This window comes from Ruminococcus difficilis (assembly GCF_016680995.1).
This window is the reverse complement of sequence record NZ_JAEQMG010000041.1, coordinates 14,602-34,983: the sequence shown is the minus strand read 5'-3', so window position 1 is coordinate 34,983 and position 20,382 is coordinate 14,602. Positions and strand designations below refer to the sequence as shown.

Sequence of the window (20,382 nt, the reverse complement as noted above, 5' to 3'; positions counted from 1 at the left end):
GATCATACAATCCCTCAGTCTCGGCTTTATCGCCTCGACAGCCTCCTCGCCGGAAGCGGCTCCCCCCCTTGTCCTTCGGACATTCCCCCAACGGGGGCACCTTTACCAAAGGGAGCCCGAAAATGTACATCAACCCCATACGGGGATAAGGAGTATAAGAATATGGATATGTTTATCAAAATCGCTTTCTTAGTCGTCTTCTTCGCCGTGATGATCGGCGTAGGCATCTACTGCAGAAAGCAAAGCACAGACGTCAACGGCTTTGTACTGGGCAACCGCTCCGTCGGACCGTGGCTGACCGCTTTCGCGTTCGGTACCTCGTATTTCTCGGCAGTTATCTTTGTCGGCTACGCGGGTCAGTTCGGATGGAAATTCGGTATGGCTTCTACATGGATCGGTCTGGGCAACGCCTTCATCGGCTCACTGCTCGCGTGGAACGTTCTCGGCAGACGTACCCGCGTCATGACCCAGCACCTCGACACCGCCACCATGCCCGACTTCTTTATGAAGCGGTATGATTCCAAGGCGCTGAAGATCGCCGCGGCGGTCATCATCTTTATCTTCCTGATCCCCTATACCGCGTCGCTGTACAACGGTCTTTCCCGTCTGTTCAAGATGGCGTTCGGCATCCCCTATGAATACTGCGTTATCGCGATGGCGGTTCTGACCGGCATCTATGTCGTTGTCGGCGGCTACATGGCGACCGCGATCAACGACTTTATCCAGGGTATCATCATGATCTTCGGCATCGTCGCCGTCATCTGGGCGGTACTTCGCATCAACGGCGGCTTAGGCTCCACCATCACCATGCTCTCTCAGATCCAGGCAGAGGGTACCGAGATGAAGGGCGCTTTCAGCTCCTTCTTCGGGCCGGATATCTTCGGATTGATCGGCGTTGTCATACTGACGTCCTTAGGCACATGGGGACTGCCCCAGATGGTGCAGAAGTTCTACGCCATCAAGTCTGAGAAGAGCATCAGCACCGGTACGATCGTTTCGACCGTGTTCGCGATCATCGTCGCGGGCGGCTGCTACTTCCTCGGCGGCTTCGGCAGACTGTTTGGTGAAGCGGGTCCCGACGGCAAGCCCGTAGGCGGCTTTGACTCCGTTGTTCCCACCATGCTCGAGAACCTGTCACCCATCCTGATCGGTATCGTGGTCATCCTCGTTCTTTCCGCGTCCATGAGCACGCTGTCGAGCTTGGTACTGACCTCCAGCTCGGTTCTGACCATCGACTTCATCGAGCCGATCTTCTTCAAAAAGAAAGAGCTCGGCGAGAAGAAAAAGGTCGGTATCATGCGTATCTTCATCGTATTCTTCATCGCGATTTCCGCGATCATCGCCATCATCCAGGCAAAATCCCCCGTCATGTTCATCTCACAGATGATGGGTGTATCCTGGGGTGCGCTTGCCGGCGCATTCCTCGCGCCGTTCATGTACGGTCTGTATATGAAGCGCGTACCCAAGGTCGCCGTATGGATCAACTTTGTCCTCGGCGTCGGCATCTCCCTCGCGTCGTTTATCTGCAATATGGCGGGCGTGAAGTTCGCAAGCCCTGTCCTCACCTACTTCCAGTCCCCCATCAACGCGGGTATGGCTGCGATGATCATCGGTATCATCATCACGCCGATCATTGCGGCGATCACGCCGTCGAAGGATGTGGAGAGAGTGGAGCAGATCTTCTCCTGCTACAAGAAGACGCATACGGTATCATCCAAGCATAGTATCGACGAAACTTGATGTAATAATTTAATCGACAAAATAATACAAAAGAAGTCTATCGGCTATTGCCTTTAGACTTCTTTTGCGCTATAATAAATATGTATGTACGCCGTTAGGAATCCTTCGCGTACAAAATCGAAAAGAGGATTTGACAAAATGATTTTTCAGAAAGACATTGAAACTCTACCGAGAAAAGAAATCGAAGCGATTCAGCTCGAGCGCCTGAAATGGGTCGTCAAGTACTGCTATGACAACGTACCGCTGTATCATCAGCGTTTGACCGACTGCGGCGTGCTCGACGGCGCTAAGATCAAGCAGCTCTCCGATATCGAATACATCCCCTTCACCACCAAGGACGATTTCAGAGATAACTATCCCTTCGGTCTGGTAGCCTCCGACATGAAGGACATCGTGCGTATCCACGCTTCTTCGGGTACGACCGGTAAGCCCACCACCGGCGTTTATACCAAAGAGGATCTCGACATCTGGTCGGATTGCGTCGCGCGCGTCGCTTGCGCAGGCGGCGTCACTCCCGATGATATCATCCAGATCAGCTTCGGTTACGGACTGTTCACCGGCGCTTTGGGTCTACACTACGGCATGGAAAAGCTCGGCGCGACCGTCATCCCCGCTTCTTCGGGCAATACGCAAAAGCAGTTGATGATGCTGCGTGACTGGGGCGTGACCGGTATCGTAGCCACTCCGTCCTACGCGCTGTATCTCTCCGAGGCGATGAAGGAAGCGGGCTATCCGCTTTCGGATTACAGCCTGCGTCTGGGTATCTTAGGCTCGGAGCCCTGCACCGTATCCATGCGTGAGCAGATCGAGAACAACTTCAACATCCGCGTATCCGACAACTACGGCATGACCGAGCTCGGCGGCCCCGGCGTCAGCGGCGACTGTGAAGCGCGCGACGGCATGCACTTTGCCGAAGATCACTTCCTGCCCGAGATCATCGACACCGATACCGGCAAGCGCCTCGGCGAGGGCGAAGTCGGCGAGCTGGTCGTCACCACCCTGACCCGCAAGGGTATGCCGGTGCTCAGATACCGCACCAAGGATATCACCAAGCTCGATTATCAGCCCTGCTCCTGCGGCAGAACCCATTGCAGAATGGCAAAGACCATGGGCAGAACCGATGATATGCTGATCATCAAGGGCGTCAACGTGTTCCCGACCCAGATTGAGAACATCCTGATCAATATCCCCGATATCGCGCCTCACTACATGCTGTACATCACCCGCCAGAATTACCGTGACAGCTTGGAGATCAAGGTCGAGGTCATCAACGAGTCTCTGCTCGATAATTATAAGATGCTCGACGGACTCAAAAAGCGCATCGAGGCTAAATTACAGTCGATCTTAGGTCTGAGAACCAAGGTCACGCTGGTAGCGCCTAAGACGCTCGAGAGATTCCAGGGCAAGGCGAAGAGGATCGTTGACCTGAGAAACGAATAAATTGGTACGCCGTTGGCTTAAATCAATACAATCCCTCAGTCGCCAGACACGCATGTCAGGCGACAGCTCCCTTTACCAAAGGGAGCCTTGAAGAAAGGCAAGAGAATTATGAAAGACTTATTGATCGGTAACGCCGCGGTCGCGCGCGGCTTATACGAAGGCGGATGCGCCGTGATCTCCAGTTATCCCGGCACACCCAGCACTGAGATCACTGAATTTTTCGCGAAATACGACGACGTCTACTGCGAGTGGGCGCCCAATGAAAAGGTAGCGATGGAGGCGGCATTCGGCTCCGCGCTGCGCGGCAAGCGTTCCGCCTGCTGTATGAAGCACGTCGGCTTGAACGTCGCCGCCGATCCGCTGTTTACCATGAGCTACACCGGCGTCAACGCGGGTATCGTCATCTGCGTCGCCGATGATCCCGGTATGCACAGCTCACAGAATGAGCAGGATTCGCGCCATTACGCGATCGCGGCTAAGATCCCGATGCTCGAACCCTCCGATTCTCAGGAAGCGTTGGATTACGCTAAGCTCGCTTATGAGATCTCCGAGCAGTTCGATACCCCGGTATCCCTCAAGATGTGCACCCGTGTGGCACATTCCCAGAGCATTGTTGAGCTGGGCGAGCGCACCGAGATCACCAAAGATTACACCAAGAATCCGCAGAAATACATCATGACCCCCGGCAACGCGCTCAAGCGTCATCCGTTTGTTGAGGAACGCACCAAGAAGCTGATCGAATACGCCGAGACCTCTCCCCTCAACCGCGTGGAAGATGGCGACGGGAATCGCGATTTCGGTATCATCACCTCCTCCACCTCTTACCAGTATGTCAAAGAGGCGTTCGGTGACAGCGTAGCTGTTTTGAAGCTCGGCATGATCAACCCCCTGCCCGTCAAGCTGATCAAGGATTTCGCCGCGAAGGTCGGCAAGGTCTATGTCATCGAGGAGCTCGATCCGATCGTCGAGACCCACTGCAAGAACATCGGCGTTGAGGTCATCGGCAAGGACAAGTTCTCGATCCTCGGCGAATTCAGCCAGAAGAGCATCGAGCAGGCGTTTGAGATGGCGGATAAAACCGTATTCAATCTCGACACCGAGATCCCGGTACGTCCTCCGATGATGTGCTCCGGCTGTCCCCACAGAGGCATGTACTATGTTCTCGCGAAGAACAAGATCACCGTGCTCGGCGATATCGGCTGCTACACCCTCGGCGCGGCGCCGCCCTTGAACGCGTTGGATATGACCCTTTGCATGGGCGCGTCGGTATCCGGTCTGCACGGCTATAACAAAGCAGGCGGCGATCAGACGGAGAACAACACCGTCTGCGTCATCGGCGACTCCACCTTCATGCACTCCGGCGTCACCGGTCTGATCAACATCGCGTATAACCAGAGCAATTCCACCGTCATCATCCTCGACAACTCCATTACCGGTATGACGGGTCATCAGCAGAATCCGACCACCGGCTACTCCATCAAGGGTGATCCCGCCGGCAAGGTCAACCTCGAGGATCTGTGCCACAGCATCGGCATCAACTCCGTGCGCGTGGTTGATCCGTATAACCTTGAGGAATGTGAGACGGTTCTCAAAGAGGAGCTCGCCAAAAACGAACCCTCCGTCATCATCTCGCGCCGTCCTTGTGTTCTCTTAAAGTACGTCAAGCCCAAAAAGCCGCTCTACGTTAATCCCGAGAAGTGCCGCGGCTGTAAGAAATGTATGAAGTTCGGCTGCCCGTCCATCTCCTTCCGCGACGGTCACGCTGTTGTCGATACCACCCTTTGCGTCGGATGCGGCGTATGCGCTCAGCTCTGCCCCTTTGACGCGTTTGAAAGCGAGGTGCCCTCTAATGACTAAGAATATTATGATCGTCGGCGTCGGCGGACAGGGTTCTCTGCTCGCTTCCAAGCTGCTCGGCAGACTGCTGGTCGATGAAGGCTACGACGTAAAAGTATCCGAGGTGCACGGAATGAGCCAGCGCGGCGGTTCCGTCGTCACCTATGTCCGCTTTGGCGAAAAGGTCTACTCCCCCGTGATCGAAAACGGTGAAGCGGATTTCATCGTGTCCTTCGAGAAGATCGAGGCGGCTCGCTATGTGGAAAACCTCAAAAAGGACGGTACCATCATCGTCAACACCCAGCAGATCGATCCCATGCCGGTCATCATCGGCGCGGCGACCTATCCCGAGGATATCATCGGCGAGATGAAGAACAAGGGAATCCATGTGGACGATATCGACGCGCTGGCGCTGGCGAATGAAGCCGGTTCCTCCAAGGCGTGCAACATCGTTTTGATGGGCAGACTCGCTAAATACTTCGATATGCCCAAAGAAAAATGGCTGACCGCCATCGAAAAATGCGTCAAGCCGCAGTTTGTTGAGATCAACAAAAAGGCGTTTGATTTGGGATATAACTGCTAAATAATGTTGAGATTGCCACGGCACGTTGTGCCTCGCAATGACATTAATAAAAAAGCAGTATGGTATAATGAAAAAACAAAAGAAAGGATGAAGCCCCATGCAGAAAAGATTCTATCAGCCCGACGCTGAGACCATGCCGGTCAACGAGATCAAGAAGCTGCAGGAGTACAAGCTCATCCGTCAGGTGCGCTATGTGTATGAGCACGTCGAATACTACCGCAACCTGATGGATGAAAAAGGCGTCAAGCCTGAGGATATCACCTGTCTGGAGGATATCAGCAAGCTGCCGTTCCTGAGCAAAAACGATCTGCGAGAAGCATACCCCTACGGAATGCTCGCGACCGACCTCAAAAACTGTGTACGTATCCACTCCACCTCCGGTACCACCGGCAAACGCGTTGTCGCGTTCTACACCCAGAATGACGTCGATATGTGGGAAGACTGCTGTGCGCGAGCGATCGTCGCGGCAGGCGGCGACAAAGGCGACGTCGTCCAGGTAGCCTACGGTTACGGACTTTTCACCGGCGGCGCGGGTCTGCACGGCGGCTCACATAAGGTCGGCTGTCTGACCCTGCCCATGTCGAGCGGCAACACCAATCGTCAGATCCAGTTCATGATGGATCTCAACGCCAGCATCCTTTGCTGTACGCCCTCCTATGCCGCCTATATCGGCGAGACGCTGAAGGAACAAGGCTACAAGCCCGGCTACAACAGCCTCAAGGCAGGTATCTTCGGCGCGGAGCCGTGGACAGAGGAAATGCGCCACGACATTGAGAACAGCCTCGGTATCAAGGCGTATGACATCTACGGACTGACCGAGTCCAGCGGCCCCGGCGTGGCGTTTGAATGCTGTGAGCAGAACGGTATGCACATCAACGAGGATCATTTCTATGCCGAGATCATTGACCCCGACACCGGTGAGGTACTCCCCGAGGGCAGCAAGGGTGAATTGGTGTTCACCTCTCTTGACAAAGAGGCATTCCCGCTGATACGTTATCGCACCCGCGATATCACTGTTCTCACCCGCGAAAAATGCTCCTGCGGCAGAACCTTTATCCGTATGCACAAGCCGATGGGACGTTCCGATGACATGATGATCATCCGCGGCGTCAACGTCTTCCCCAGCCAGATCGAGGCGGTTCTCCTGAACAAGGGCTACGCCCCGAACTACCAGATCCTGATCGACCGTGTGAATAATACCGACACCTTTGAGATCCGTGTAGAGATGCTGCCCGAGGACTTCTCCGATAAGCCGCAGGTCATCACCAAGAAGGAGAAGAAGATCCAGAGTGCGATGAAGGAGATGCTCGGTATCAATCCCGTCATCCGTCTGGTCGCGCCGAAGTCGATCGCGCGCAGCGAAGGCAAGGCTGTCAGAGTCATCGATAACCGTAAGAAAATCGGTATCCATACATAATCACCGTACATCCGAATTATGCGGGAGGAACTCTCTCCCCCATCATCAATCATAAGGAGTAACATTATGGCAATTAAACAGTTATCCATCTTTGTAGAAAACCGTGAAGGCACACTCGTCACCGTCACCGACGCGATCGCCAAGGCAGGCGTTGACATCCGCGCCATGAGCGTTGCGGATACCAATGACTTCGGTATCTTCCGCCTGATCGTCACCGATATCGCCAAGGCAAAGCAGGCGCTCGATGACGCGAACGCGTTCGTTTCCATCACCGAGGTCGTCGGCGTAGCCGTACAGGATGAGCCCGGTGCTCTGGCTAAGGTCGTCAAGATCTTAGCGGACAACAACATCAACATCGAGTATATGTACGCGTTCATCACCGTTTCCAAGAAGTTCGCGTATGTGGTACTCCGCGTCGAGGATAACGACACTGCGGAGAAGATCCTGACCGAGCACGGTATCAGCCTTGTCACCGAAGAGGATATGGCAAAGCTGTAAAGCAAATGTAAAAAGCATAAATGAAGAGAAAGACCCGCCGATCTGGCGGGTCTTTCAGTTTCTAAGGCACCCTTTGGTAAAGGTACCCCCGTTGGGGGAATGTCCGAAGGACAAGGGGAGATTCCCCTGCTAGGGGAAATGTCCGGAAAGCGGACAAAAGGGTCGGCTGTCTTCGCAGAAGAAGCCGCTTCTGGCGAGGAGGCTGTCGCCCGTTGGCGACTGAGGAATTGTATTAAATTGTTCGAGCGGAGCGAGCACCTAAATCGGTGCGTCTTTTTCCGGTTGAGATTGCCACGGCTCATGCGAGCCTCGCAATGACAGATTCGATTTGCTTTGATAAAATAGAGCAGAATTCGTTTCAGCTCCCTCGTCAGAAGGGTCGGAAAGAACAGATCAATGCAAAACAATCACAATGATTCAATATATTTTTCGATATCAAAGGGATCAAGAGGCGTGTCCTTTTTCAGATAGAGCGGATGATGCGGATGACCTTTTTTTGAGATCTTTCCTGCGGAGTACCATTTAGCGTGATGCTCGGTACCGAGCGCGATCATCGAGCGCACGCAATCGGGCAAATAGGGGCGTTTTTCGATGATATTCCCCCATGCCGCCCAGACAGCGGGACTTTCACTCAAGCCTAAGATATAATCGAACGCCTTCATGTTTTCCTCATGGAGCAGCGCATTACACTCACGCTCCATATCATCGGGGTTCGTGGCGCGTTGGGCGTAAACGTTGAACATGATAAAGCTGTCAAAGCCGTTTGCCAACGCGATCCTCTCGACAGATTTGAGCGTGTTATCCAGATCATCCGGTGCGGCGGTCGATGGATTAATGCCGATGCAGATCAGCGGCCTCTCCCCTCTTGTGCCGAGGATATAACGGTATTCACTGTAGAAATCGGGCACATACAGCCAGCGTTTTTTATCATAATCATCATTGGTGCTGACCATCGCGTCCGCAAAGGTCAGGACTTCAATATCAATGGTATCGGATGACGGAATGTGCATGAGAGCCTCCAATAAATAGGTTGAGATAGCCACGGCTCCGAGGGAGCATCGAAATGATGATTTGAATGTGGCAACCCTCCGGTGCTTCGCACCACCTCCCTTAGGAAAGGGAGGCTTGATTGGTTGAGATTGGGGGCGTACGCCCTTTTCTCATGTTAATCGCTTGAGATAGCCACAGGATAGTATCCACATTTCACATATTATATATTTAACATAAAACGGGAGCAGACCGAAGCCTGCTCCCGTATTTTAATTGGGAATGTTCACAGCATTCGCTGAGTTAAACGATTATTTCCAGCCGATGTTAAACTTGTTACCGCTGCCCCAACCTGTGAAGTACAGGGTGCCGGACTGCATCTTTACATCCTCGGACTGGTTCCAACAGGTACCCCAGTCTGCGGAAGTAGAACCGGTGGGCATTCTGACTACAAGGATATTACCGTATTCAGCTGCACCGGCAAAGACGATGTTGGAGCCGGATACAGTGCCCTGGATCCATGTGCCTTCGGAATTATCATTCCAGACCCAAGCGAACCATGCGGGATCAGATACATTTGCATCGCCGGGCTCGAAGGTGACGTCCTTGACACTCGGAGTAGGATCGGGAGTGGGAGTCGGAGTAGTACCGGTGTTATCATAGAAATCAACCAGATAATGACCCTCGTTATCCTTATCGGTCATGTATACGCCGGTAGCGCCGGTGAACGGAATGTCAACGGTCTGCTGTGTACCGTCGTTGATGATGTAGTTGGTCATGCCGGCGGGCATCTCGAATGAATACCTCTGTTCGCCCATTTCGTTGGTATCGTAGTAAGTCATCGGAACGCCGGGCCACTCAACAGGCTCGCTTTCATCAGACCAATAATAGATGTTAACGGTGCTAAAGCCCTTATTATTGGAGAAGATGATAGTTCTGTCGGAGGGATCGGGATCGGGAGTAACAGACTGAGTCGGATCAACAGGAGTCGAACCGTTATCGATGTACATGTAGCCGCCGAAAGCGCTCCACTCAGCATTACCTGCCGCGTTGAAGTATACGGTAACATTACCTGCGTGAGCCGCGTCAACAACGTACTCATTATCGGTACCGTCCGGATACCAAGTCGCAACACCGTTCTCTACCTTAACGACCTTAACGCCGTCACCCTCGCTGAGAGTGGTAGAGAGCATATACTCACCGGGAGCGGCAGAGTTCTCGCTCATCTTATACTGAGCAGAGGTTTCCCAGCTGCTGAAAGTGCCTACAAGATAAACGCCGTCATCGCCGACAGGAGTCGGATCAACAGGAGCGGTTGTGGGATCGGGATCGGGAGTAGGAGTCGAGCCGTTATCGATGTACATGTAGCCGCCGAACGCACTCCACTCAGCATTACCTGCCGCGTTGAAGTATACGGTTACGCTGCCTGCGTGAGCCGCGTCAACGACGTACTCATTATCGGTGCCGTCCGGATACCATGTCTGGACGCCGTTTTCTACCTTAACGACCTTAACGCCGTCACCCTCGGAGAGAGTGGTAGAGAGCATGTACTCGCCGGGTGCGCCGGGATTCTCACTCATCTTATACTGAGCATCGGTTGCCCAACCGCTGAAAGTGCCTACGAGATAGACGCCGTCATCTCCGACAGGAGTCGGATCAATGGGACCGGAAGTCGGATCGGGAGTCGGAATGACTTGACCGCCGCCGATATCATAGAAGGCTACCTCATAGTTGCCGGTGCCGTCCTTCTCGGTCATGTAAACGCCGGTAGCGCCGGTGAACGGAATGTCAACGGTCTGCTGTTCACCGTCGTTGATGATGTAGTTGGTCATGTCCGCGGGCATCTCGAAGGTGAATCTCTCTTCACCGTACTCGTTCATACCGATAGAGGTCATCGGAACGCCGGGCCACTCTACGGGCTCGCTCTCATCAGACCAGTAATAGATGTTGACAGTGGTGAAGCCCTTATTATTGGAGAAGATGATAGTTCTGTCGGTAACGTCGGGGTTAACCGTACCGCCGCCCTGAGTGGGCTGCTGAGGATCGGGAGTATAACCGCCGTTATCGATGTACATGTAGCCGCCGAACGCGCTCCACTCGGCATTGCCGCTTGCATTGAAGTAAACGGTAACGTTACCTGCGTGAGCCGCGTCAACGATGTAATCGTTATCCATGCCGTCGGGATACCAAGTCGAAACACCGTTCTCTACCTTAACGACCTTGACGCCGTCGCCCTCGGAAAGGGTGGTAGAGATCATGTACTCGCCGGGGTTCGCGGAGTTCTCGCTCATCTTATACTGAGCAGAGGTCTCCCAGCTGCTGAAGGTACCAACGAGATAGATACCGTCATCGCCTACGGGTGTAGGAGGATTGATCGGACCGGAACCGCCGCCGATATCATAGAAGTCAACTTCATATGCGCCTTCACCGTTGAGATCGGTCATGTATACGCCGGTCGCGCCGGTAAACGGAATGTCAACGGTCTTGGTAGTACCGTCGGTGATGATATAGTTGGTCATGCCCTCGGGCAGCTCGAAGGTGAATCTCTCTTCACCGTATTCGTTCATACCAATAGAGGTCATCGGAACGCCGGGCCACTCTACAGGCTCGCTGGAATCAGACCAATAATAGATGTTAACAGAACCCATGCGCTTGTTGTTAGAGAAGATGATGGTTCTGTCGGTGGGATCGGGAGTAGGAGTGGGTGTGGGAGTAGGCTCGTCAGAACCGTCAGCTCTCCAACCTGTTACGAGGTAGTGACCCTGATCGTTCTTGGAACCGTTCATCCAGTAACCGTCATAGGTAAAGTCAGTGATGTCCTCGGTCTGAGCACCGTTACCGTTGCTCAGGATCACGCCGACAGCGCCCTCGGGAACATTGCACTTGAACTGAGTCTCGCCGTACTCGTTCTGAGTGGTCTCTGCCATAGCGGAGCCCGGCCATTCGCCGTAGATCTTATTATCATCCGCATCCCATGCATAGACATACGCCTGACCCCAACCGAAGTTGTCGGTCAGCAGGAAGGTAGATTTGACAGGATAATCGGGTGTGGGCTCTACAGAACCGCCGGAACCGTCGGAGTTCCAGCCGATGACCTTGTAATGACCCTGGTCATTCTTGGAGCCATTCATCCAGTAACCGTCATAGGAGAAGTCCTTGATGTCCTCGGTCTGCTCGCCGTTACCGTTGCTCAGGATAACGCCGGTAGCACCCTTGGGGATATAGCATCTGAACTGAGTCTCGCCGTACTCATTCTGAGTAGTCTCAGCCTGAGCGGAACCCGGCCATGCGCCGTAGAGCTCATTGCCGTCATCGTCCCAAGCATAGACATAGGCACTTCCCCAACCGAAGTTGTCGGTCAGCAGGAAGGAGCCCTGAACATCGGGATCGGGATCAGGTCCGGGTCCGGGTCCGGGAGTCGGGTCGATAGCGTAGAATTCAACATTGTAATGACCCTCAGCATCCTGATCGGTCATGTAAACGCCGGTAGAACCGTTGAACGGAATGTCAACAGTCTGCTGAGTACCGTCGTTGATGATGTAATTGGTCATGCCCGCGGGCAGATCGAAGGTGAATCTCTCTTCACCGTATTCGTTCATGCCGATAGAGGTCATCGGAACGCCGGGCCACTCTACGGGCTCATTACCATCAGCCCAGTAGTAGATGTTAACAGAACTGAAGCCCTTGTTGTTGGAGAAGATGATGGTGCCGCCCTGATCGGGATCGGGCTCAGTCGGATCATCGGGACCGGTGGTCGGGATAACAATAGGAGGAATCGTGGGCTGTACGGGCTGTACAGTCACTTCCTTACCGATGTCATATTTGACGGGTTTATTCGCAAGATAACGCTGGATCAGCGTAGCGTCGATAACGGTAACGAAGCCGTCGCCGTCAACATCACCCGCACGGCTCTGCTTATCGGTCAGAGTCTGTGTGTTGATGCTGAAACGCATGATCATGGAAACGTCGATGGAATCAACAGTCTTGTTGCCGTCAACGTCGCCGAGGATGTAGGTCTCGGGCGGATCGGTAGGCTTGGGAGGATCAGTGGGCTTGGGAGCCTCATTGTTCTCATAGATTACCGCAACACCGGTAGAGCCGACCGCACCCTTGATCTGGGAGCTGGTAACTGTGAAGGTAGCGCCGGTGATAGCGTCCTTATAGCTGCCCGGAGTCAGTCTGTGGTTGGTCAGAGTAACGTTCTTCGCGGTGGTGCCGCCGAGGTTGACGATCATCGCGCCGGAGTTACCTCTCTCGATGTAAGCAGTATTGCTGTAGTTGCTGGTGCAATACTCGGACTGACCGATGAAGTAGTTATGGAACTGGTTGATCGCCTTGGTGGTAGCGTTGGACCAAGAGGTCTTGCGCGCTTCACCGATAGAGATGTTGTACAGATCGTTGGTATTGGTGTTATCGGAAGGACGAGCAAGGTATACGGAAGAGATACCCGCACGGCCCGCGACCAGAGCCCAGATCTTACCGCGCTGAGTGGTGTTCAGGTCGGTAGTGGACTTGTCAACATAAGTATCATGGGATTCATCCCACAGCATCGCGTTGGACGCGGTGAAGTTAGAACTGGGATAACCGGGAGTAGCGTTGTTCCACTCGCCGATAGCGCCGCCGCTCTTAACAGCGTTGTTGATCTGCCAGTAGCCCTTGGAATCGGTAACATCCATCAGCTTGGTGTACATGCTGTAGGGACGGCCGATACCGCAGGAGTTCAGGATCTCACCGTAAGCGTAGATCTCCTTATCGGTGTGAGCGTTCTGAACCTTCTTTAAGGTGTTTGTCCAGAAATCGGATCTGTACTGAGAAATATCATCGGGAGTCTCGATATGCTTTGCAGCGTCAAAACGGAAGCCGTCGGCGCCAGCCTGTACGAGCTCTTCCATATAATCATAGATCGCCTTCTGTACACGGCTGTCCTCTGTCTTTAAGTCGGGCAGACCGGAGGTGCATCTACGGGTAAGGTCATAGGTAGAGGTCGCGGTATCGCTGTTGCTCTCGATGTACTTCATCTGTTCCCAAGGAGAATGGAACAGCTTGTTGTTATAGATCTCGGGCTCAAAGCTCTGAGCCTTAGGGGTGACATGGGACATCGGATCGGTCGAGGTGTTGTTATCGTCGCCTTCCTTAGTACCCATATGGTTGATAACCGCGTCAACAATGATCTTCAGGCCCATCTCATGTGCTTTGTCGCACAGAGAAATGAACTCAGCCTTAGTGCCCAGCGCGTTATCAGTGCTGTTGTTCAGCTGGAAGCCTGCGGGCTGATAGAACATCCACCAACCGTTCTGGCCGTCGTTCTGCAGGAACTTAGCGCCTTTGGTACCCTTCTTGATCTCATTGGGGGGAGATACCTGAATGGTAGTAAAGCCCTGCTCCGCGATGGTCTCGAGGTTCGCTTCAATGTTCTTGAAGGACCAAGTCCAAGCCTGCAGAATGGTACCGTCGTTGACGGTCTTGGACAGACCGTAGTTGTTTTCGACAGTTGTCTTACTCTGCATATCCTCATATGCGGAGCCCGCGGCAGCTACATCGATGTTCGCTGCCGTATCCGCTGTGTCGACATTGGCTGCCGAGGTAGCAACAATGCCGACGGAAACGCAGGATATAACGAGTAAGACTGCCAGCAGCAAGCTAACTAATCGTCTCATTTTCATATTATTCCTCCTAAAATTTGCGGATAACCGGACATAGTTATCCTATACTGAGTAATCCTCATAATTAGTATAACAAATCTGTCATAAATCTTCAATTCACTTTTTCTACAAATATTAGCCTAATATTTGAACAAATTTGCCAATATTGGAAAGTTGGCGTTGCAAAGATTTATGATTCGTGTTAGAATACCCGTGGTGATAAACATGAAAAAATGCGAATACTGCGCGAAAGAGATCTCTTATCATGAGATGTTTTGTTCCGACGAATGTCAGAACGCTTCGAATAAATTCTATGAAATGCGCGAAAAATATCAAAAACCTTTTTCCGTCATCAACGGTATTTTTGTACTTGCCATCGGCATTTGTATCTTCTTATACGCCTTCACCAAAGGGATCGGCGCGATCGGCGCGTCTGTCTCGATGATCATACTGGGCGTGATGTATCTCTTTCTCCCCTTCCCTCCCGAGATCATGATCCACAAATTCAAATTAAAAAAAGCGATCTTTCTCTCTCGCATCATCGCGGGCGCACTGATTCTGATCGCCGTTGTTGTGTTAATTCTTTACTTTACCAACGTCATATGAATATCCCCGTGATTTCGGCAAACAATAGCATTACAGTTTTACTGTAAGGAGGTTTACCGATGCTGGATAAAATTGCGTTATCGCTGCTGATCGTCGGCGGTATCAACTGGGGCGCCGTGGGCTTGTTCCAATTTGATTTAGTAGCGTTCCTGTTCGGCGGACAGTCGGGTATCATCGCCCGCATCGTCTATGTCGTCGTTGCTTTGGCAGCTTTATGGTGTATCTCGCTGTTGTTCAGAGATACCACCGAGGCAGGCGACCGCGACTTCAAGCCGAGCACCACATAATAATCTCATAGAAGCAAAAGAAGCTGTTTCCGTTCGGAAGCAGCTTTTTTACATATCATCATCCGTTTTTATCGGAAAAGCCCAAAGCGTTGGAGAGCATCTTCGCCTGATCGACGGTCACCTTGACGGCGTTGACAAAATCATCGGCGCTGACGCGGCGGAAGAAGCCGATCGTCGTCAAAGCGTATTTCAGCTCGCCGTTCGCGTCGAATACCGGCGCGGAGACCGATCGCAATCCCACCTTATACTCGCCGTCCTCCACAGCATAGCCCTTTTGACAAATATCAGACAACTGCGATTTCAATGCTTCTATATCGGTGATCGTATGCCGTGTGTATTGGCGCATCGGCTGACGACGCAACAGCGACAAGACCCTGCTTTGCGGCAGATATGCCAGCATCAGCTTGCCCTGCGAAGTGCAGTGGAGCGGCAGTCTGACGCCGATCTCGGGCAAGATCTGCACACCCGAGGAGCTGACCGCGTAATCAAAGGATACCGCGCTTTCGCCGTCAAGCAGACTGATGACGGAGTTCGCGCCGGTCAGGGAGCTCAGGCTCTCCAAGTACGGTCGTGACAGCTCGCTGATGTCAAAGCCCCTCGACACCGCGGAGCCGTACTCGAACAGCCGCAATCCCAAGGCGTAATCGCCGTTTTGCAGTTGGCGAAGCAATCCCCTGTCGCGCAGAGTGGAAGCCAGTGCGTGAGTGGTGCTTTTGGGGTAGCCGGAGCGTTCGGATAATTCGCTCAGGCTCAACCCCCGCCGTGCCGTACATAAGATATCCATCAAGTCGATCGCCTTTGACAGGCTTTTTACTTTCCCTTTTTCATCTATCATCCTATCACCATATTCTGTAATACTGAACGATAATTCTATTATACGGTACAGCCTTGATTGTGTCAACCGTCAATTAATGCTATTATATATGTAAAAGAAAATGAAAGGTTGATCAATCATGAAAAAAATATTTGCGCTGGTATTATCCGTATTGATGCTTACCGCCGTTCTTTGCGCGTGTAATCAACAGCAAAGCACAAAGGAAACCACGATCGCTACCGCGGACGAAAGATCCGTCGAAAAGGCCGAGATCGTCGTATTTGCCGCGGCAAGTATGACCGAAACGCTCGAAAGCCTCGCCGATACCTATCAGGCAACTCATCCCGAGATAAAGATCACCTATAACTTCGATTCCTCCGGTACGCTGAAAACTCAGATCGAGGAAGGCGCTGTCTGCGATCTCTTCATCTCCGCGGCACAAAAGCAGATGAACGGACTGGAAGAGGGCGGCTACATCGACATGGATACCCGTCTCGACCTGCTCGAAAACAAGGTCGCGCTATGTGTCGCCGAGAATTCCAAATCCGGCATCCAAAGCTATGCCGATATGAAAGCGCACCTTGAAGCCGGCGATATCCTGATGGCGATCGGCAACGAGGATGTGCCCGTCGGACAGTATACGCAGAAAATCTTCAACTATTTCGGCTTGGATGAAAATGCTTTGAAGGAGAAGGGCGTGCTGACCTACGGCTCCAACGTCAAGGAGGTCACCACTCATATCAGCGAGGGCACCGTTGACTGCGGTATCATCTATCAGACCGACGCGTACTCCGCGAAGCTCAAGGTCGCCGATACCGCCACCGAGGAAATGTGCGGACAGGTCATCTACCCCGCCGCCGTACTGAGCAAAACCGCTCACGCACAGGAGGCAAAAGCCTTTCTCACCTACTTACAGACAGAAGAAGCGTCCGAGGTATTTGAAGGCGTCGGCTTTACGCCGCTCTCTGAGTAATTCGGTTGAGATTGCCACGGGCGTATATAAATTGTCATTATGAGGAGGAACGCAGTTCCGACGTGATAATCTCAACCTTACAATACACGCCCCTCGCAATGACATTGAATATCGGTTGAGATTGCTGCAACGCCAAAAGAGTCATGTGATGATTACCGGCATATAACAACCCTCCGGTGCTTCGCACCACCTCCCTTGGAAAAGGGAGGCTTTCTGCCTTGCAATAACACTCATGTTTCAGGAGTTATCATGGACTTATATCCCCTATACAATTCCCTCAGGATCGCGGCGATCGCGGCGATCGTCGTCTTTTTGCTCGGGATCGCGGCGGCGTATTATATCGCGAAACTCCCCCGCGTCTTAAAAGGAATACTGGACGTCATCTTCACACTGCCGTTGGTCTTACCGCCGACGGTGGTGGGTTATCTTTTGCTGCTCGTACTTGGGCCGAAGCGACCTGTCGGAGAATTCTTTTTGGAAAATTGGGATATCCGACTGACCATGCAGTGGTGGTCGGCGATCTTCGCCGTATCCGTCATCGTTTTTCCGCTGATGTACCGCACGGCACGCGGCGCGTTTGAGCGATTCGATGAGAATCTGGCCGACGCGGGCAGGACGCTCGGACTCTCCAACACCTACATCTTCTGGCGCATCCGGATCCCCTACTGCAAGCAAGGGATCATTGCGGGCGTTGTCCTGTCATTCGCGAGAGCACTGGGCGAATACGGCGCGACCTCCATGATCGCGGGCTACACGCCCGGCAAGACCGCCACCGTGTCCACCGCCGTCTATCAGCTCTGGCGCACCGGCAACGATGAACTGGCGCTCAAATGGGTACTGATCAACATCGCCATCTCCGCCGTCGTCCTGTTAGTCATCAATCTGCTCGAAAAGCCGCAAAGGAGGCGCTCGTAATGCTGTATGTGGATATCGAAAAGCGCCTTGACCGCTTTACGTTGAAAGCGAGATTCCGATGTGATCACAATACTCTCGCCCTATTCGGCGCGTCCGGCGCGGGCAAAAGCATGACGCTCAAATGTATCTCCGGTATTGAAAAGCCCGACAGAGGTGTGATACAATTTAATGACAGAGTTCTGTTCGACAGTGAAAAGCGCATCGACCTGCTGCCGCAGAAGCGCAGGGTCGGCTATCTGTTCCAGGAATACGCCTTGTTCCCGAATATGACCGTCAGCGGCAATATCGCGGCGGGTATGCGAAAGCTGCCGAAAGCAAAGCGTGAACAAAAGCTGCGTGAGCTGATCGAACGATTCAGACTCAGCGGACTGGAGAACCGCCGTCCCGACAGCCTTTCGGGCGGTGAAAAACAGCGTGTCGCCTTAGCGCGGATCTTCGCCTCGTCACCCGAGGTACTGCTGCTGGACGAACCGTTTTCCTCACTCGACACCCTGCTCAAATATCAGCTGATTCCCTATATTCGTGATATCATCGATGATTTCGGCGGAGAAACGATCATGGTATCGCACGATATCGACGAGGTGCGGCAGCTATGCGCCGAGGTCTCTCCCATCACGGACGGCGTCACACAGGAAACAGTCGATTCCGGGATCTACTATCAAAAGATAAAGAAACAATATGAGGATCTGAAATGATCATGCAAGACAGCTTTGGAAGAACAATCCAATATCTGCGGCTATCCGTCACCGATCTGTGCAACTACCGCTGTATCTACTGTATGCCGGAAGAGGGCGTATGCAAGAAAAGTCACGCGGATATGCTCAGCATCGAAGAGATGACCGAGATCGTCCGCGCGGCGCACCAGCTGGGTATCAGCAAGGTTCGCTTAACGGGCGGTGAACCGCTCGTCAGGAAAGGGATCATTTCCCTGTGCCGCAACATCAAAGCGATCGACAGCGGGATCGAGCTGGGTATCACGACCAACGGTTCTTTCTTATCGACGATGGCAAGTGAGTTGAAGGACGCGGGCGTTGACCGACTGAACATCAGCCTCGACAGCATGCATCCCGAAACATTCAGCCGTATCACCCGCGGCGGCGATCCAAAAGATGTGCTCTGCGGTATCAAAGCGGCTCAAAACGCGGGTTTTGACAACATCAAGATCAACACCGTACTGCTCAAGGGCATCAACGACAAAGAGCTGTATGATTTTATCAACCTCACCAAGGATCACGCCATCCATGTGCGCTTCATCGAGCTGATGCCGTTGGGCGTCGCAAAGAGCTGGGACAGCAGTCGGTTTATGACGACCGCGGCGATTGAGGGTTATCTGCACAACGCCGAGCTGCTCAGGATCAACGGCGTCGCGCGGGTCTATCACCTGCCCGATCACAAGGGCACCATCGGGCTGATCTGTCCGATGTCGAACAGCTTTTGCCCCTCGTGCAACAAGATCCGCGTCACGGCGGACGGCAGGCTGAAACCCTGCCTGCACTCGGATCAGGAGATCGACCTGAGAGGCTTACAGGGTGAAGCGCTGACAGAGACAATCAAAAACGGTATCCTGCAAAAGCCCGAAAACCACCGATTCGGCTTGACAGGAGCTTCCACCGCACGCTATATGAACGAGATCGGAGGATAAGATGGAATTCTCTCACATCAATGAACAGGGTCGCGCCAAAATGGTGGATGTGACCGAAAAAGACAGCACCTTTCGCGAGGCGATCGCCGAGGGTACCGTCGTCGTCAACCCCGATACGATGGCGCTGATCAAAAGCGGCGGTATCAAAAAGGGCGACGTCCTTGCGGTCGCGCAGGTCGCGGGCATCATGGCGGCAAAGAAAACCTCCGATAACATCCCGATGTGTCATCCGCTGATGCTCACCGGCGTAGACATCAACTTTGAATTGACCGAAACGGAGATCCATATCCATGCCGCCGTCAAATGCAAGGGAAATACAGGCGTTGAGATGGAGGCGTTATCCGCGGTCAGCACCGCAGCGCTGACGATCTACGATATGTGTAAGGCGGTACAGCGGGATATCGAGATACAAAACATCCGTCTAAGCTACAAAAGCGGCGGAAAAAGCGGGGTGTATGAACGATGAAAGGGATCGTCACGGCGACCTGTATCAGTGAAAAAAAAGGTACCCGCAAGCATCCTGTCCCCTCGATCACCTTACTGGAAAACTGTGGGATCATCGGTGACGCTCACGCGGTGAACGCCGATACACCCAAATTATACCGTCACCGACAGGTCAGCCTGCTCGCCGAAGAGAGCGTCGATAAAATGCGCGCGCTCGGCATGGAGCTGAATCCCGGCGACTTTGCCGAAAACATCCTCACCAAGGGCATTGAGCTGAAAAGCCTGCCGATCGGTACGATAATGTCGATCGGTGAAGCGGAATTAGAGGTCACTCAGATCGGCAAAGAATGTCACAACGACTGCGAGATCAAGAAGCTCACCGGCAAATGCGTCATGCCCACCGAGGGCATCTTTGCTATCGTCCGCAAGGGCGGCACCGTCAAGTCGGGAGATCATATTATTATCTGATACTCGCATTCGCTCAAACAAGTATACAATCCCTCAGTCAACTTTCGTTGACAGCTCCCTTTACCAAAGGGAGCCTTTTAGGAGATAATA

Annotated in this window: 17 protein-coding genes; 14 read left to right on the top strand and 3 right to left on the bottom strand. The window is 53.0% G+C overall.

What is annotated here, in order from left to right; genetic code table 11:
* Positions 1-168: 168 nt before the first annotated feature.
* The 6 genes from JKK62_RS03630 (at position 169) to JKK62_RS03605 (ending at position 7,514) form a co-directional block, all read left to right on the top strand.
* Entirely contained in the window at positions 169-1,740 is a 1,572-nt protein-coding gene (locus JKK62_RS03630) for a sodium:solute symporter family transporter (protein ID WP_186833543.1), read from the top strand.
* Between the two features lie 138 nt (positions 1,741-1,878).
* Positions 1,879-3,180, top strand: a complete 1,302-nt coding sequence (locus tag JKK62_RS03625; RefSeq protein ID WP_186833475.1) for a phenylacetate--CoA ligase family protein — start codon at positions 1,879-1,881, stop codon at positions 3,178-3,180.
* Positions 3,181-3,288: 108 nt separating this feature from the next.
* Positions 3,289-5,037 (top strand): indolepyruvate ferredoxin oxidoreductase subunit alpha, encoded by a 1,749-nt coding sequence (iorA, locus tag JKK62_RS03620; protein WP_186833476.1) that lies wholly within the window; start codon positions 3,289-3,291, stop codon positions 5,035-5,037.
* On the top strand, positions 5,030-5,599 hold the full coding sequence (locus JKK62_RS03615; protein WP_186833477.1) for an indolepyruvate oxidoreductase subunit beta: 570 nt from the start codon (positions 5,030-5,032) through the stop codon (positions 5,597-5,599). Before iorA ends, JKK62_RS03615 begins: the two co-directional genes overlap by 8 nt.
* Positions 5,600-5,696: 97 nt before the next feature.
* Positions 5,697-7,016, top strand: a complete 1,320-nt coding sequence (locus tag JKK62_RS03610; protein ID WP_186833478.1) for a phenylacetate--CoA ligase family protein — start codon at positions 5,697-5,699, stop codon at positions 7,014-7,016.
* Between the two features lie 66 nt (positions 7,017-7,082).
* Positions 7,083-7,514, top strand: a complete 432-nt coding sequence (locus tag JKK62_RS03605; RefSeq protein ID WP_186833479.1) for an ACT domain-containing protein — start codon at positions 7,083-7,085, stop codon at positions 7,512-7,514.
* Positions 7,515-7,921: 407 nt separating this feature from the next.
* Here JKK62_RS03605 and JKK62_RS03600 read toward each other — a convergent pair whose 3' ends face one another.
* Entirely contained in the window at positions 7,922-8,524 is a 603-nt protein-coding gene (locus JKK62_RS03600) for a DUF1643 domain-containing protein (RefSeq protein ID WP_186833544.1), read from the bottom strand.
* A gap of 288 nt (positions 8,525-8,812) precedes the next feature.
* A complete protein-coding gene (locus JKK62_RS03595) occupies positions 8,813-14,164 on the bottom strand; it encodes a starch-binding protein (protein WP_186833480.1) in 5,352 nt (1,783 codons plus the stop codon).
* Positions 14,165-14,368: 204 nt separating this feature from the next.
* Between JKK62_RS03595 and JKK62_RS03590 the strand changes: the two genes are divergently transcribed.
* Positions 14,369-14,749: a DUF2116 family Zn-ribbon domain-containing protein gene (locus tag JKK62_RS03590; RefSeq protein WP_186833481.1), complete on the top strand. Its 381-nt coding sequence runs from the start codon at positions 14,369-14,371 to the stop codon at positions 14,747-14,749.
* 59 nt (positions 14,750-14,808) lie between these two features.
* On the top strand, positions 14,809-15,036 hold the full coding sequence (locus JKK62_RS03585) for a DUF378 domain-containing protein (protein ID WP_186833482.1): 228 nt from the start codon (positions 14,809-14,811) through the stop codon (positions 15,034-15,036).
* A 58-nt stretch (positions 15,037-15,094) separates the two neighbouring features.
* On the opposite strand, the gene JKK62_RS03580 is transcribed toward JKK62_RS03585, so the two are convergent.
* Positions 15,095-15,871, bottom strand: coding sequence for an IclR family transcriptional regulator (locus tag JKK62_RS03580; RefSeq protein ID WP_186833483.1), 777 nt, complete (start codon positions 15,869-15,871; stop codon positions 15,095-15,097).
* A 118-nt stretch (positions 15,872-15,989) separates the two neighbouring features.
* Here JKK62_RS03580 and modA point away from each other — a divergent pair, with 118 nt between their 5' ends.
* From modA to JKK62_RS03550, 6 genes are all read left to right on the top strand, one after another.
* Positions 15,990-16,823 carry a molybdate ABC transporter substrate-binding protein gene (gene modA / locus JKK62_RS03575; protein ID WP_186833484.1) on the top strand — a complete coding sequence of 278 codons (834 nt, stop codon included), beginning with the start codon at positions 15,990-15,992 and terminating at the stop codon, positions 16,821-16,823.
* A 249-nt stretch (positions 16,824-17,072) separates the two neighbouring features.
* Entirely contained in the window at positions 17,073-17,738 is a 666-nt protein-coding gene (modB, locus tag JKK62_RS03570) for a molybdate ABC transporter permease subunit (RefSeq protein WP_186833485.1), read from the top strand.
* Positions 17,738-18,433 (top strand): ATP-binding cassette domain-containing protein, encoded by a 696-nt coding sequence (locus JKK62_RS03565; RefSeq protein ID WP_186833486.1) that lies wholly within the window; start codon positions 17,738-17,740, stop codon positions 18,431-18,433. Before modB ends, JKK62_RS03565 begins: the two co-directional genes overlap by 1 nt.
* On the top strand, positions 18,430-19,380 hold the full coding sequence (gene moaA, locus JKK62_RS03560) for a GTP 3',8-cyclase MoaA (RefSeq protein ID WP_243411750.1): 951 nt from the start codon (positions 18,430-18,432) through the stop codon (positions 19,378-19,380). The genes JKK62_RS03565 and moaA overlap by 4 nt, the downstream gene beginning before the upstream one ends.
* Position 19,381: 1 nt before the next feature.
* Positions 19,382-19,846 (top strand): cyclic pyranopterin monophosphate synthase MoaC, encoded by a 465-nt coding sequence (gene moaC / locus JKK62_RS03555; protein WP_186833487.1) that lies wholly within the window; start codon positions 19,382-19,384, stop codon positions 19,844-19,846.
* Complete coding sequence (locus JKK62_RS03550; protein ID WP_186833488.1) at positions 19,843-20,292, top strand: MOSC domain-containing protein; 450 nt, start codon at positions 19,843-19,845, stop codon at positions 20,290-20,292. Before moaC ends, JKK62_RS03550 begins: the two co-directional genes overlap by 4 nt.
* Positions 20,293-20,382: the final 90 nt, after the last annotated feature.